Genomic DNA, 14,917 nt, shown 5'->3' on the forward strand with positions numbered 1-14,917 from the left:
GCGGGCGTCTAGTTTAGAACTATTCTAATCCAGAGGCCCGCACTCATGTTGTCCCGCGTTTTCGGCCTGTCGCGCCGGTCCTTCGATACGCTTTCGGAACAGGAGATCCTGGCGCTCGCCATCTCCTCGGAAGAGGACGACGCCCGCATCTACCGCGCCTATGCCGACGGGCTGCACGACGCCTTTCCCAACTCCGCCCGGATCTTCGAGGGCATGGCGGCGGAAGAGGACGGACACCGCGCGGCGCTGATCGAGCTCCACCGCGCCCGCTTCGGTGAACGAATCCCGCTGATCCGGCGCGAGCACGTGCGCGGCTTCTATCAGCGCAAGCCCGACTGGCTGGTGCGACCGCTCGGCATCGAGCAGGTTCGCGGGCAAGCCGAGGAGATGGAGCGGCAGGCGGAGCGGTTCTATCGCGAGGCGATGAAGCGCACCTCCGATGCCAGCACGCGAAAGCTTCTGGGCGACCTGGCGGCGGCGGAGTCCGGCCACGGCGAACTGGCGCACGACCTGGAAGCCGAGCACGTTCCTGACGACGTCGGGCGCGAGGAGGTCTCCAGCGAGCGCCGACAGTTCATTCTGACCTATGTGCAACCGGGACTGGCCGGGCTGATGGACGGATCGGTCTCGACGCTTGCGCCGATCTTCGCGGCGGCATTTGCCACCGGCAACACCTGGCAGACCTTCCTCGTCGGTCTTTCCGCCTCGGTGGGCGCCGGCATCTCGATGGGCTTCACCGAAGCCGCCCATGACGACGGCAAGCTTTCGGGACGCGGCTCGCCGCTGAAGCGCGGGCTCGCCTCCGGCATCATGACGACGGTGGGCGGACTCGGCCACGCGCTGCCCTACCTGATCCCGCATTTCTGGACGGCGACGGCGATCGCGGCGGTGGTGGTCTTCATCGAGCTCTGGGCCATCGCCTACATCCAGAACCGCTTCATGGAAACGCCGTTCCTCCGCGCGACCCTGCAGGTGGTGCTGGGTGGATCGCTGGTGCTGGCGGCGGGCATCCTGATCGGAAATGCCTGACTCAGGCTGAAAAAAAGACCGGCCCGGCATGGCCGGACCGGTCTCTCCCTGGCCCATACCGGATGTCGCCACCCGGTCCAGTGACCGCTCTATTCGGCGGCGGCCTTCATGTTGATGCGGCTTTCCGCCATTGCCGTCAGCTTGTGGTCGGTGGCGTATTCCTCGTCCAGCGTCTGCTGGAGCACGGCGGCGCAATCGTCGCGGCCAAGCTGGCGCGCCCAGGCGACCAGCGTGCCGTAGCGCGTGATCTCGTAATGCTCCACCGCCTGCGCCGAGGCGATCAGCGCGGCATCGAGCACTTCCTTGTCGTCGACTTCGCCGGCCACCTCGTTGGCCTCCTTGATGATGCCGTCGATCGCCGGGCAATTGACCGCCTTCGGCTCGACGCCATGCATCTTGAAGACGCGCTCCAGCCGCTGAACCTGGCCCTCGGTCTCGGACAGGTGCTGCTTGAAGCCAGCCTTCAGCTCAGGGCTGGTCGCCTTGTCGATCATCGTCGGCAGGGCCTTCAGGATCTGCTTCTCGGCATAATAGACGTCCTGCAGCTGGTGGACGAACAGATCGTCCATGGTCTTGATGTCACGGGTGAAGAGTCCCATCGGAATCTCCCTTCCTGGTTGGTGTTTGCGAACGACGGCGTGTTGCCGCCGCGTCCCAACCGAACGTCGCCACGCAGCGCCCGTTCCCCGAAAATCCGCACGACGGGGAACGCGACGATCACGAACGGTTACAGGGAATGCCACGCGGCGGTCCTTCCACTGGCTCGGCCTGGCGGGGCGGCCAGGCATCAAAGGTTCGCGTAAGGAGTTGCGATCCCGCACAACGTCAGCCCTCGAGGCAGCAACTTCTAAGGGGTCGCTTCGGGAAGACGCAGCCCGCTGCGCCGCCGCATTCGCGGCAGGGCATGTCGCCCGTGCCGTTGGCGCGGGCCGGGCAAGGCGCTATGGATCGGCAACGCATCCCCTCCCCCGGCGAGCGGCATCCGCCGCGCCCGACACCACCGGCAACCATGGCATCCAGGACGCAGACGGCCCCGAACGCTCCCCGCACCGACGCCCCGCTCTTCCTCGGCATCGACACCGGCGGCACCTACACCGACGCGGTGCTTTGGTCGCAGTCGGCGGGCGTGGTGGCCAAGGCCAAGGCGCTGACGACGCGCCATGATCTGGCCGAGGGGATTTCGGGCGCGGTCGACGCGGTGCTGGCGAAGGCCCGCGTCGATCCGGCCGCGATCAAGCTCGTGTCGATGTCGACGACGCTCGCGACCAATGCGCTGGTGGAGGGTCAGGGCGGGCGGGTGGCGCTGGTGATGATCGGCTTCGAGCCGGAGGATCTCGCGCGCGACGGGCTGGCCGTGGCGCTCGGCGGCGACCCGCTGGTGTCCTGCCCCGGCGGCCACGACGTGCACGGCAATGCCCGGACGCTGGACCTGTCGGAGCTTGAAGCGCAACTGCCGGCACTCGCCGGCCAGGTGTCGGGCTTTGCGGTCGCTGCCTATTTCTCGACCCGCAACCCGGCGCATGAAATCGCCGCGCGGGAGATGATCAGGCAGCGGACCGGCCTGCCGGTGACGGCCAGCCATGAACTGTCGTCGAAGCTCGGCGGGCCGCGCCGGGCACTGACGACGCTGCTCAACGCCCGCCTGATCTCGATGATCGACCGGCTGGTGGCCGCCACCGAAGGCTTTCTGGAACGGCGCGGCATCCACGCGCCCCTGATGGTGGTGCGCGGCGACGGGGCGCTGGTATCAGCGGCCTTCGCGCGCACCCGGCCGATCGAGACCATCCTGTCGGGGCCGGCGGCCAGCCTCGTCGGGGCGCGGCACATGACGGGGCTCGACGATGCGGTCGTGTCAGACATCGGCGGCACCACGACCGACGTCGCCGTGCTGGACCAGGGCCGGCCGCGGCTCGATCCGGAGGGTGCGACCGTCGGCGGCTTCCGCACCATGGTGGAGGCCGTGGCGATGCGCACCTTCGGCCTCGGCGGCGATTCCGAAATCGCGCTGGAGGATGGCGGGCTGGAGCCGGCCCTGAAGCTCGGGCCGCGCCGGCTGGTGCCGCTGGCGCTTGCCGGCGTGCGCCATGGCGCTTGCGTGCGCGAACACCTGGAACGGCAGTTGCGGGCACCCAACCCTGGTCGCATGGACGGACGTTTCGCGCTGCGCACCGGCGTGCCGGCGCATCTGGAAGCGGGGTTGACCGCGCCCGAGGCAAAGCTGTTCTCCACGATCACGGCCGAGCCGCAACCGCTCGACAGGCTGCTCGCGTCCACCGCGCAGATGGCGACGCTGAACCGGCTGGTGGCGCGCGGGCTGGTGCATGTCTGCGGCTTCACCCCGTCGGACGCGGCCCACGTGCTGTCGCTGCAATCGAACTGGGACGCGTCGACGGCGCGCATGGGCGCGGAGCTGTTTGCCCGCCGCCGCGACGGTCGCGGCCAGCCGATCGCCGTGTCGCCCGAGGCGATGTCGCTGCGGGTTCTGTCGGCGCTGACGCGCCGTTCGGCCGAGGTGATCCTGGAAACGGCCTTCGCCGAAGACGGGCTGGACGGAGCGGCGACGGTCGCGCATGCGCTGGTGCAGCGTTCGGTCGACGGCCGGGGCGGCATCGCCAGGCTCACCGTCGCGCTGGACCGGCCGGTGGTGGGGCTCGGAGCATCGGCGGCGCTGCACTATGCCGGTCTGCCGCAACTCGTCGGCAACGAGTGCCTGCTGCCGCCGGACGCGGACGTCGCCAACGCGCTCGGCGCCGTGGTCGGCCAGGTGCGGGTCACGGCGGAGGCCCGCGTCAGCCAGCCGAAGGAAGGGCTGTTTCGGATGACCGCCGGGGAGACGATGCGCGATTTTCTGTCGGAGGGCGAGGCGATCGCCGCCGCCGAGGCGATGATCAGCCAGTTGGCCGGCGAGCGGGCCGCGCAGGCGGGCGCCGAGGCGGCGCAGGTGACGATCGACCGCGAGGTCAAGGCCGCGACGGTGGAAGGCAGCCGCAGCTTCATCGAGGCGCTGCTGGTCGCCACCGCCAGCGGCCGGCCCCGCGTGGCGGTGTGACCCGTACGCACCGGGTGAACCGTCAGTCCTTTCGGGCGGCCGCCAGCATGGCGTCGATGTTGGCGCAGACGGTCGCCGCGATCGCCCGGCCTTCAGCCGGTCCAAGCTCCGTCCAGCCCATGCGCCGCTTCACCGCTTCGCGGGCGATGCGGAAATACATGACTTGGCCGACGACCGTGAATACGGTGAGCATGGTGGCTTCACTGTCGGCGGGCCGGCCGGTCGCCTTTTCCCACAGCATGCAGAAGCGCTTGTGGTTGGGCTCGAAGACGCCGCCATAGATCCGCTCCAGCGCCGACGTGGGGTGGGCGAGCTCGCGCAGAACGAACTGGACAAAGGGGACCGCCTGCGGGTTGCAGACGACGGTCACCACGAAGCGCTCCACGACCGCATGGAGCATGCTGCGCGCCGTCTCGCGGTCCATCGGATCGGACAGGACGCTGGCCGCCTGACCCAGCGCATGGCGCGCAATGGCGTTCACCGTCTCGACGATATGCTCCGCGCAGGCGCAGCGCAGCCCTTCCTTGCCGCCGAAATGATAGGCGATGGATCCGATGTTGGCCTTGGCGACGGTTGCGATCTCGCGGGTCGACGTGCCATCGAAGCCCTTTCGCCCAAACAAATTCAAAGCGGCCTGGATCAGGGCAAATCGCGTCTGGTCGGCGCCGCTTGCCGTGGCGTCCCTGCTCGCGTCCGGGGCAAGGGACGGGTTGGTCGTCTTCGGTTCATGATCGTTCACGTGATTGACCCCAGCAGTCGACGGCGCACTCGACAGACAAACGCCCGGACGCGTCACCCGATCCCTCGCACCAGTCGGACGTCCCGACCGGCCAACCGTTCGATCCCGACTCAACCCGCGCGACGTCCACGAAACAGCGATTCGGAAATGAGAAGATGCACCGTCGCGAGCAGAACCGCGAGCATTCCCGCGATCCCAAGCCAGTCGAGGCCGAAATTTTCGGCCACAACGCCACCGGCCGCCGAACCGAGCGAGGCGCCGAGATAGATGCAGGCCGCGTTGAGCGAGAGCACCACCGCCTGGCGCTGCGGCGCCTGACGCACGAGGCGCGTCTGCTGCGGCACGAGGAACGACCATCCGAACATGGCCCACAGGAAGACCAGGAGGAGCAGGACGGGCAGCGGAACCGGCAGGAAGGAGAAGACCGGCATCAGGAGCGCCTGCACGGCCAGGACGCCGTAGATGGTGCGAATCGGTCCGAAACGGTCGGTCCAGCCGCCGGCCGCCCAGCTGCCTGCCACGGCGCCGACGCCATAGACCAGCAGGACGAGGGTGACGCCGTCGCGGCCGAAGCCCATCCGGGCTTCCAGCAGCGGGGTGATGAAGGTGTAGACGAAATAGGGTGCGGCAGTGATGGTCGCGGTCACCAGGATCGAAACGAGGCTGCGCCAGTCGGCCAGCGCATCGACGAGCGTGCGCAGCGAATTCGGCTGGAACGCCACGTGGCGCGGCACGGTTCGCATCACCAGCACGAGCGTTGCGACGCTGAGGACCGCCACGATGGCGAAGGCGGCGCGCCAGCCGAAGGTGTAGCCCACGAAGCTGCCGAGCGGAATGCCGAGCGCCTGGGCGAGCGTCATGCCGAGAAACACACGGGCGAGCGCCCGGCCCCGCATGGCGGGTGCGCTGGCCGAGAACGCCACGCTTGCCGCCACCGGCGTGAACAGGCCGCCGCCGATGGCGGCGAGGATGCGCGCGGCGTAGAGCATTTCGCCGTTCCACGCGACGAGCGCCAGCACGGCAGACAAGGCAAACACCGCCAGGCCGATCGCCAGCACCGTGCGGCGGCCGAGATGCCCGGTATAGGCGACCAGCAGAGGCGACAGGACGGCATAGGCGACCGCGTAGATGGTCATGATCAGCCCCGCACCGGTCTTCGACAGGCCGAGGTCGTCGGCGAGCGGCGACAGGATGCCGATGACGACGAAGGCGCCCATGCCGATGGCGAAATTGCCGGCGGCCAGCGTGGCGATCATCAGCGCATGCACGCGCGGCGCCGGGCGGGTCGTGGCGTCCGTCGTCAAGGCGTCCTCTCGGGTAAGCCGCTGGATGCGGGATTTGCCCTCATGCGCCACCCTTATCCTTCTGCGTCGTCAGGGCAAAGCGGCAGTCGGGCCGGAAACCGCGTGACCCAAACGATAGCGCGCGTTGGGCCAGCGGGGCGCAGCGGGCGAGGGCTTGCGTCGCTTGCCGCCGGCTGGGACAACGCAACGATCCGGACACGGTCGCGACCGGACGATTGGACACGACACGCCGATGAGACACTTTCCGCCCGAACGCATCGTCTGCCTGACCGAGGAGACGGTTGAGACGATCTACCTCCTCGGCGAAGAGCACCGCATCGTCGGCGTGTCGGGCTATGCGGTGCGGCCGGCGCGGGTGCGCAAGGAGAAGCCTCGCGTCTCGGCGTTCACCTCGGCCGACATTCCCAAGATCCTGGCACTCGAACCGGACCTGGTTTTCACCTTCTCCGACCTGCAGGCGGAGATCGCGGCGGCGCTGATCCGCGCGGGGATCGCGGTGCACGCCTTCAACCAGCGCGACGTCGCCGGCATCCTCGCCATGATCCGCACCGTGGGGGCGCTGGTCGGCGCATCGGAGAAAGCCGAAGCGCTCGCATGCGGCCATGAGGCGCGGCTGGCGGAGATCGCGGCGGCCGGCGCCGGGCGCGCCCGGCCGCGCGTCTTCTTCGAGGAATGGGACGAGCCGCTGATCAGCGGTATCGGCTGGGTTTCGGAACTGGTGGCGATCGCGGGCGGCGAGGACGTCCTTCCCGGCCTGGCCCGGGAGAAGGCGGCGAAGGACCGCATCGTGGCACCGCAAAGGGTGATCGAAGCGGCTCCCGACGTGATCCTCGCCTCCTGGTGCGGCAAGAAGGTGCGCCCTGAGAAGATCGCCGCGCGACCGGGCTGGGAGGCCATTCCGGCCGTGCGCGACGGACGCATCGTCGAGATCAAGTCGCCGCTGATCCTGCAGCCCGGACCCGCCGCGCTGACCGACGGCCTCGACGCGATTCTGACGGCCCTGAGAGGCTGAGCGGGCGCGGCATACTTTTTTTGCATTGCAGCGAAACGCGGAACGCGCAAACTAGCTGCGCATGAACCCCGCAGAGCTCCGCATCCTGATCATCGACGAGAACCGCATCCGTGCCGCGGTGATCGAGGAGGGCCTGCGCGAGGCGGGGCACACGGCGGTGACCCTGGTTCATGACGTCAGCGGCATCGCGCGGAAGATCACCGAGGTCAATCCCGACGTCATCGTCATCGACCTGGAAAACCCCAACCGCGACATGCTGGAGAACATGTTCCAGCTGTCGCGCGCGGTGAAGCGGCCGATCGCCATGTTCGTCGACCGCGCCGACACCGCCTCGATCGAGGCCGCCGTCGATGCGGGCGTCTCGGCCTACATCGTCGACGGTCTGCGCAAGGAGCGGGTCAAGCCGATCCTGCAGATGGCGATCAGCCGGTTCAACGCCTTTTCGCGCATGGCGCGGGAGCTGGAAGAGGCGCGCGGCGAACTGGAAGGGCGCAAGCTCGTCGAGCGCGCCAAGGGGATCCTGATGAAATCGCGCGGCATGAGCGAAGAAGACGCCTATGCGCTGCTGAGAAAGACGGCGATGAACCAGAACCGCAAGCTCGCCGACGTGGCGCAGAGCCTCGTGACGGCCGCCGACCTGCTCGGGCCAGGAGGTCCATGACGATGAACGAGCACCAGATCGATGCGGGCTTCATGCCGCTCTTCGACTGCGCGATCCTGATCGTGGCGCGCGAACTGGGCTTTGCCGAACGCGAAGGCGTTGACCTGAGACTGTTCCGCGAGACGTCCTGGGCCAACATTCGCGACCGCATCGCCATCGGCCATTTCGACGTGGCGCACATGCTGGGGCCGATGCCGCTGGCCTGCAACCTCGGGCTGACGCCGCTGGCGTCGGACACGATCGTGCCGTTCTCGTTCGGGCTCGGCGGCAATTGCGTCACCGTGTCCAACGCGGTGTGGGACGGCATGGTCGAGCACGGCGCGCTGGCCGACCTCGACCCGACCCGCAACGGGCGGGCGTTGCGATCCTCGATCCGGGCGCGGGAGGCGGCGGGCGCGCCGATGCTGCGCTTTGCCGTGACCCATCCCCACTCGGGGCACAATTACGAACTGCGCTACTGGCTGGCCGGCTGCGGGATCGATCCGGCACGCGAGATCGAGATCGTCATCGTGCCGCCGCCCTTCATGGCGGATGCGCTCGCGGCTGGACGCATCGACGGATATTGCGTCGGCGAGCCCTGGAACAGCGTCTCGGTCGTCGCCGGCACCGGCCACATCGCAACGGTGAAGGCGGCGATCTGGCGCAACAGCCCGGAGAAGGTGCTCGGCGTGCGCGGGGCCTGGGCGAACGAGCACCCGGACGCGCTGGCGGCGTTGCTGCGCGCCATGCACCATGCGGCGCGCTGGTGCCAGGATCCGGCGAACCACCGGGCGCTCACCGAACTGATGGCGCAGCCGGGCTTCCTCGGCCAGCCAGCGGACATCCAGATGCGGGCGCTGACGGGACGGCTCGACCCCGGCTCGGGGACGATGCAACGGGTCGCCGACTTCTACCTGCCGTTCGACAAGGCGGCGAACTTTCCCTGGAAGAGCCATTCGCTCTGGTTCTACACCCAGATGGTGCGCTGGGGCGACGTGGCGCATACGCCTGCCCACGTGGCGATCGCGCTCGACTGCTACCGCCCGAACCTCTACCGCAGCGCCCTGAAGCCGCTCGGCGTCGCGCTTCCGGGCGCCAATGCGAAGGTGGAAGGCGCGCTAACGGCTGCCACCCCGGTCGGCTCGGCGGGAGCCAGCCTCGTGCTCGGGCCGGACGGGTTCTTCGACGGCCGCATCTTCGATCCGCATGCGCTCGACGCCTATGTGGAGGCGCAGGCGAGCGGCTGACGGCGGCCGGGTCGCGGACGTCAATTCTTGTGCATTGCACAATTTATGGGCTTACCATTGCCCAAGGTTTGACATCCACGCGTTGGACCTCCCGATGCCGCACTGACGAGAATGGCTGTCGTCTCAAGCACATGGAACGATCGGAGCGAACTGGCACGGTTCGTGCTTCGATGTAACCGAAGCCGTCGTGGCTAGATCGATCGGCGTCCAAGGATGGGCGCCCCAGGCAAAGCTGCCGCTCAGAGATTCGCGCTCCCGGATGTACGGACGCGAGGTTCTGGCGGCAGCTTTTTTGTTTTTGACCATCTGCAACCGACGGCTCCTCCCCAGCCGTCCAGCCCGGAGCTCGAGATGACCGAAAGCCAGACCGCGACGAAGTCCTCCAACCTTGGCCGCCGCCGCTTCCTCAAGGACGTGGCGGCGACGAGTGCCCTTCTCCTTGCCGGACGCCATCTGCTGCCCGACGGTGCTCATGCGGCCGCGTCCGGTCCGGAAGTGACCGGAACCAAACTCGGCTACATCGCCCTGACCGATTCAGCGCCGCTGATCATCGCCAAGGAAAAGGGCCTGTTCGAGAAACACGGCCTTCCGGACATGGAAATCCTGAAGCAGGCCTCATGGGGCGCCACGCGCGACAACATGGCGCTCGGCACCGGAAGCGGCGGCATCGACGGCGGCCACATCCTGCGTCCGAAGGTGCACCTCTATTCGTCGGGCGCCGTCATGCAGAACAAGCAGCCCCTGCCGATGTACACGCTGCTCAACCTCAACGAAGACTGCCAGGGCATCTCGGTGGCGCAGGAATATGCCGATACCGGCGTGCAGAAGGATGCCGGCGCGCTGAAGGAGGCCTTTGCGAAGAAGAAGGCCGAGGGCAAGACGGTCTCGGCCGCGATGACCTTCCCGGGCGGCACGCACGATCTGTGGATCCGCTACTGGCTCGCCGCCGGCGGCATAGACCCCGACAAGGACGTGGACCTGATCGTCGTTCCGCCCCCGCAGATGGTGGCGAACATGAAGGTCGGCAACATGGACTGCTTCTGCGTCGGCGAACCGTGGAACGAGCAACTCGTCCACCAGAAGATCGGCTTCACGGCGCTGACCACCGGCGAACTCTGGTTCCGTCATCCCGAAAAGGTTCTCGGCATGCGCGCCGACTTCGTCGACAAGAACCCGAAGGCGACGCTGGCCATCATGATGGCCACCATGGAAGCGCAGCAATGGTGCGACGACATGGCCAACAAGCAGGAGATGGCCGTGATCATCGGCCGGCGCCAGTGGTACAACGTGCCGGTGCCGGACATCATCGGACGCATCAAGGGCGACATCAACTACGGCAACGGCCGCACCGCCGCCGGCACCAAGCTGATGATGAAGTTCTGGGGCGAAAGGGGCGAGACGTCCTATCCCTGGAAGAGCCTCGACACCTGGTTCATGACCGAGAACATCCGCTGGGGAAAGTTCCCCGGAACCACGGACGTGAAGGCGATGGTCGACGCGACCAACCGCTCCGACCTCTGGCTCGAAGCGGCGACGGGTCTTGGCCTCGCCGATCTCCCCTCGGGCGACAGCCGCGGCGTCGAGACCTTCTTCGACGGCAAGGTCTTCGACCCGGCGGACCCGACCGCCTATCTCGACAGCCTGTCCATCAAGGCGATGGTCTGACCACGCGACGCCCGCGACCGGCGGCCGCGGCCGCCGGCACACCTCCCACCACGATCCACAGGTCAGCCCCATGTCTCTGCCAGCCACCAAGAGCGACGTCGTCGTCGCCGGACCCTTCAAGCCGCGCTCCGCGGCGATCGTGCCGCTTGCCGCGCAGCCGAGGCGGTTCGATCCGCGCGGCCTCGCCATCAAGGTCGCCCAGTCCGTGCTGCCACCACTCGTGGTGATCGCGATCCTGCTCGGCCTCTGGCAGGCCGCGTTCTCCGGACCCGACTCCTCACTCCCCCCGCCCTCCGAAGTCTGGGCGCAGAGCAGGGATCTCATCGTCGAACCGTTCTTCGTCCATGGCAGCCAGGACATCGGCCTGGGCTGGCGCGTCCTGGTCTCGCTGGAGCGCGTGGCCTACGGCTTCGGGCTCGCGGCCATCGTCGGCGTTCTGATCGGCGCGCTGATCGGCCAGTCGGTGTGGGCAATGCGCGGGCTCGACCCGATCTTCCAGGTGCTGCGCACCGTGCCGCCCCTCGCCTGGCTGCCGCTGTCGCTCGCCGCGTTCCTCGACTCCCGTCCCTCGGCGATCTTCGTGATCTTCATCACCTCGATCTGGCCGGTCATCATCAACACAGCCGTCGGCATCCGCAACATCCCGCAGGACTACCGGAACGTCGCGCTGGTGTTGCGGCTCAACCATGTCGAGTACTTCTTCAAGATCATGGTTCCGGCGGCCGCGCCCTACATCTTCTCCGGCCTGAAAATCGGTGTCGGCCTGTCCTGGCTCGCCATCGTGGCGGCCGAGATGCTGACCGGCGGTGTCGGGATCGGCTTCTTCATCTGGGACGCGTGGAACTCGTCGCGCCTGACCGACATCATCGTCGCGCTGGTCTACATCGGCCTGGTCGGCTTCATGCTGGACAAGCTGGTGTCCTTCCTCGGCGCGCTCGTCACCCGCGGCACGTCCTCGAACTGAGAGGGAAAAGACCCATGACCGCCTATCTCAAGCTCGACCATATCGGCAAGACCTTCACCCGAGGCTCCGCATCGACCGAAGTCCTGCGCGACATCCGCCTCACGATCGACAAGGGCGAATACGTCTCCATCATCGGCCATTCCGGCTGCGGCAAGTCCACGCTGCTCAATCTCGTCGCGGGCCTGACCGAGGTGTCCCAGGGCGCCGTGCTGCTGGAAAACCAGGAGGTCAACGCCCCAGGACCGGATCGCGCCGTGGTGTTCCAGAACCACTCTCTGCTGCCGTGGCTGACCGTCTACGAGAACGTCAATCTCGCCGTGTCGAAAGTGTTTTCGGGCCGCAAGACCAGGGCCGAGCGCCACGACTGGATCATGGAGAACCTGACACTCGTGCAGATGGCGCACGCCCGCGACAAGCGGCCGTCGGAAATCTCGGGCGGCATGAAGCAGCGCGTCGGCATTGCCCGCGCGCTGGCGATGGAGCCGAAGATCCTGCTGCTGGACGAGCCGTTCGGGGCGCTCGACGCGCTGACCCGGGCGCATCTCCAGGACCAGATGATGGAGATCCACGCGCGGCTGGGCAATACGATCATCATGATCACCCACGACGTGGACGAGGCCGTCCTTCTGTCCGACCGCATCGTGATGATGACCAACGGTCCCACCGCCACCATCGGCGAGGTGCTCGACGTCCCGCTGGAGCGTCCGCGCAACCGGATCGCACTCGCTTCCGACCGCACCTACCTGCGCTGCCGCGAGGCGGTGCTGAAGTTCCTCTACGAGCGTCATCGCTTCGTCGAAGCGGCGGAGTGAGCGCCATGGCCGAGAAACTCGTCATCATCGGCAACGGCATGGCACCCGGCCGGATGCTGGAGCATCTGCTGGAAGCATCGCCCGGCCGCTACGACATCACGATCTTCAACGCGGAGCCGCGCGTCAACTACGACCGCATCATGCTGTCGCCGGTGCTGTCGGGCGAGAAGCGCTTCGAGGAGATCGTGATCCATGGCGACGGCTGGTACGTCGCCAACGGCATCACGCTCTACAAGGGCCACAGGATCGTCGCGATCGATCGCGACGCCAAGACCGTCTCCTCCGACCACGGCGTGACCGAGCCCTACGACAGGCTCGTCATCGCCACCGGATCGGTGCCCTTCATCATTCCCGTGCCCGGCAAGGACCTGCCCGGGGTGCTGAGCTACCGCGATCTCGACGACGTGAACGCCATGCTGCTCGCTGCCCAGTCGGGGCAGACGGCGGTCGTGATCGGCGGCGGACTTCTCGGCCTCGAAGCCGCCGCCGGGCTCAAGGAACAGGGCATGGAGGTGACGGTGCTGCACGTCATGCCGACCCTGATGGAACGGCAGCTCGATCCCGCCGCCGGCTACCTGCTGCAAAGGGCGGTGGAGGCGCGCGGTATCAAGGTGATCACCCGCGCCAACACGAAGCGGATCGTCGGCGAGAGCAAGGTGGAGGGCGTCGAACTCGACGACGGGACCGTCATCCCGGCGACGCTGGTGGTCATGGCGGTCGGCATCCGCCCCAATGTCGCCCTGGCCAAGGAGGCCGGGCTGGCCGTCAATCGCGGCATCGTCACCGACGAGCGCATGGCGACGTCCGATCCCGATATCCTGGCCGTCGGCGAATGCGCCGAGGTGAGCGGCATGGTCTATGGCCTCGTCGCGCCGCTCTACCAGATGGCCAGGGTCGCCGCCGCCGCACTGGGCGGGACCGGCGACGAGCGCTTCGCCCATGTCGACACGCCGACCAAGCTGAAGGTGACGGGCATCGACCTCTATTCGCTGGGCGACTTCGCCGACGGCGACGACCGCGAGGAGATCGTGCTGCGCGACGCGTCGGCCGGCATCTACAAGCGCGTGGTGCTGAAGGACGGCCGCATCATCGGCACGGTGCTGTTCGGCGAGACCGCCGACGGCGCGTGGTTCGCGGACCTGCAGAAGAAGCGGATCGACATCTCGCCGATGCGCGACACGCTGATCTTTGGGCAGGCCTATCAGGGAGGCGCCTCCGCGGACCCTCTGGCGGCCGTTGCATCGCTGGCGGATGACGCCGAGATCTGCGGCTGCAACGGCGTCTGCAAGGGCAAGATCGTCTCCACAATCACCGCCCGGGGCCTGGCCACGCTCGACGACGTGCGCGCCCATACCAAGGCGTCGGCCTCCTGCGGCACCTGCACCGGTCTGGTCGAGAAGCTGATGCAGCTTTCGCTCGGCGACAGCTACAACCCGGCCGCGATCCAGCCGATGTGCGGTTGCACCGACCTTGGCCATGACGAGGTTCGTCGGCTGATCAAGGCGAAGTCCTTGAAGACCATCCCGGCCGTGATGCAGGAGCTGGAGTGGAAGACCTCCTGCGGCTGCTCGAAATGCCGCCCGGCGCTGAACTACTATCTCGTCGCCGACTGGCCGGACGAATATGCCGACGACTACCAGTCGCGCTTCGTCAACGAACGCGTCCACGCCAACATCCAGAAGGACGGCACCTATTCGGTGGTCCCGCGCATGTGGGGCGGCATGACCAGCGCGAAGGAGCTGCGCGCCATCGCCGACGTGGTCGACAAGTTCGCGATCCCCGCCGTCAAGGTGACCGGCGGGCAGCGCATCGACATGCTGGGCATCAAGAAAGAAGACCTTCCCGCCGTCTGGGCCGACCTCGGCAAGGCCGGCTTCGTGTCGGGCCACGCCTATGCCAAGGGTCTGCGGACGGTAAAGACCTGCGTGGGCACCGACTGGTGCCGCTTCGGGACGCAGGATTCGACCGGTCTCGGCATCCGCATCGAGAAGTTCATGTGGGGCTCGTGGACGCCGGCGAAGGTGAAGATGGGCGTCTCGGGCTGCCCGCGCAACTGCGCCGAGGCGACGTGCAAGGACGTCGGCGTGATCTGCGTGGACTCAGGCTACGAAATCCATTTCGCCGGTGCGGCCGGTCTCGACATCAAGGGCACGGAGGTTCTCGGCCTTGTGAAGACCGAGGACGAGGCGCTGGAAGTGATCGTGGCGCTGACGCAGATGTATCGCGAACAGGCCCGCTACCTGGAGCGCATCTACAAATGGGCCAAGCGCATCGGCGTGCCCGAGATCAGGCGCCAGGCGCTCGACGATACGGCTCGCCGCAAGGCCTATTTCGACCGCTTCGTCTTCAGCCAGAGGTTCGCGCAGGTGGACCCGTGGTCGGAGCGCGTGTCCGGCAAGGACAAGCACGAGTTCCAGCCGCTGGCGGCCCTTTCCTTCCGGCAAGCTGCGGAGTGA

At 67.5% G+C, this 14,917-nt stretch carries 12 protein-coding genes; 9 read left to right on the forward strand and 3 right to left on the reverse strand.

What is annotated here, in order from left to right; genetic code table 11:
• Positions 1-45 precede the first annotated feature (45 nt).
• Positions 46-1,029, forward strand: a complete 984-nt coding sequence (mbfA, locus tag EJC49_RS04930; protein WP_126698354.1) for an iron exporter MbfA — start codon at positions 46-48, stop codon at positions 1,027-1,029.
• 89 nt (positions 1,030-1,118) lie between these two features.
• Here the strand turns inward: mbfA and EJC49_RS04935 are convergent, their stop codons facing one another.
• Positions 1,119-1,628 (reverse strand): YciE/YciF ferroxidase family protein, encoded by a 510-nt coding sequence (locus tag EJC49_RS04935; protein ID WP_126698355.1) that lies wholly within the window; start codon positions 1,626-1,628, stop codon positions 1,119-1,121.
• 410 nt (positions 1,629-2,038) lie between these two features.
• On the opposite strand from EJC49_RS04935, the gene EJC49_RS04940 reads away from it, so the two are divergent.
• Entirely contained in the window at positions 2,039-4,078 is a 2,040-nt protein-coding gene (locus EJC49_RS04940) for a hydantoinase/oxoprolinase N-terminal domain-containing protein (RefSeq protein ID WP_126698356.1), read from the forward strand.
• A 22-nt stretch (positions 4,079-4,100) separates the two neighbouring features.
• On the opposite strand, the gene EJC49_RS04945 is transcribed toward EJC49_RS04940, so the two are convergent.
• Together EJC49_RS04945 and EJC49_RS26025 are read right to left on the reverse strand one after the other, a co-directional pair.
• On the reverse strand, positions 4,101-4,817 hold the full coding sequence (locus tag EJC49_RS04945; protein WP_245453266.1) for a CerR family C-terminal domain-containing protein: 717 nt from the start codon (positions 4,815-4,817) through the stop codon (positions 4,101-4,103).
• 110 nt (positions 4,818-4,927) lie between these two features.
• Positions 4,928-6,121: an MFS transporter gene (locus EJC49_RS26025; protein WP_126698358.1), complete on the reverse strand. Its 1,194-nt coding sequence runs from the start codon at positions 6,119-6,121 to the stop codon at positions 4,928-4,930.
• 232 nt (positions 6,122-6,353) lie between these two features.
• Between EJC49_RS26025 and EJC49_RS04955 the strand changes: the two genes are divergently transcribed.
• From EJC49_RS04955 to nirB, 7 genes are all read left to right on the forward strand, one after another.
• Entirely contained in the window at positions 6,354-7,133 is a 780-nt protein-coding gene (locus EJC49_RS04955) for a cobalamin-binding protein (RefSeq protein WP_126698359.1), read from the forward strand.
• Positions 7,134-7,194: 61 nt separating this feature from the next.
• Positions 7,195-7,794, forward strand: a complete 600-nt coding sequence (locus EJC49_RS04960; protein ID WP_126698360.1) for an ANTAR domain-containing response regulator — start codon at positions 7,195-7,197, stop codon at positions 7,792-7,794.
• Positions 7,791-9,020: a CmpA/NrtA family ABC transporter substrate-binding protein gene (locus EJC49_RS04965; protein WP_126698361.1), complete on the forward strand. Its 1,230-nt coding sequence runs from the start codon at positions 7,791-7,793 to the stop codon at positions 9,018-9,020. Before EJC49_RS04960 ends, EJC49_RS04965 begins: the two co-directional genes overlap by 4 nt.
• A gap of 351 nt (positions 9,021-9,371) precedes the next feature.
• Entirely contained in the window at positions 9,372-10,685 is a 1,314-nt protein-coding gene (locus EJC49_RS04970; RefSeq protein ID WP_126698362.1) for a CmpA/NrtA family ABC transporter substrate-binding protein, read from the forward strand.
• Between the two features lie 70 nt (positions 10,686-10,755).
• Positions 10,756-11,649, forward strand: coding sequence for a nitrate ABC transporter permease (gene ntrB, locus EJC49_RS04975; protein WP_126698363.1), 894 nt, complete (start codon positions 10,756-10,758; stop codon positions 11,647-11,649).
• A 14-nt stretch (positions 11,650-11,663) separates the two neighbouring features.
• Positions 11,664-12,461 carry an ABC transporter ATP-binding protein gene (locus EJC49_RS04980; protein ID WP_126698364.1) on the forward strand — a complete coding sequence of 266 codons (798 nt, stop codon included), beginning with the start codon at positions 11,664-11,666 and terminating at the stop codon, positions 12,459-12,461.
• A gap of 5 nt (positions 12,462-12,466) precedes the next feature.
• Positions 12,467-14,917, forward strand: coding sequence for a nitrite reductase large subunit NirB (gene nirB / locus EJC49_RS04985; RefSeq protein ID WP_126698365.1), 2,451 nt, complete (start codon positions 12,467-12,469; stop codon positions 14,915-14,917).

It is taken from the genome of Aquibium carbonis (genome assembly GCF_003970795.1).
GTDB classification, from domain to species: domain Bacteria; phylum Pseudomonadota; class Alphaproteobacteria; order Rhizobiales; family Rhizobiaceae; genus Aquibium; species Aquibium carbonis.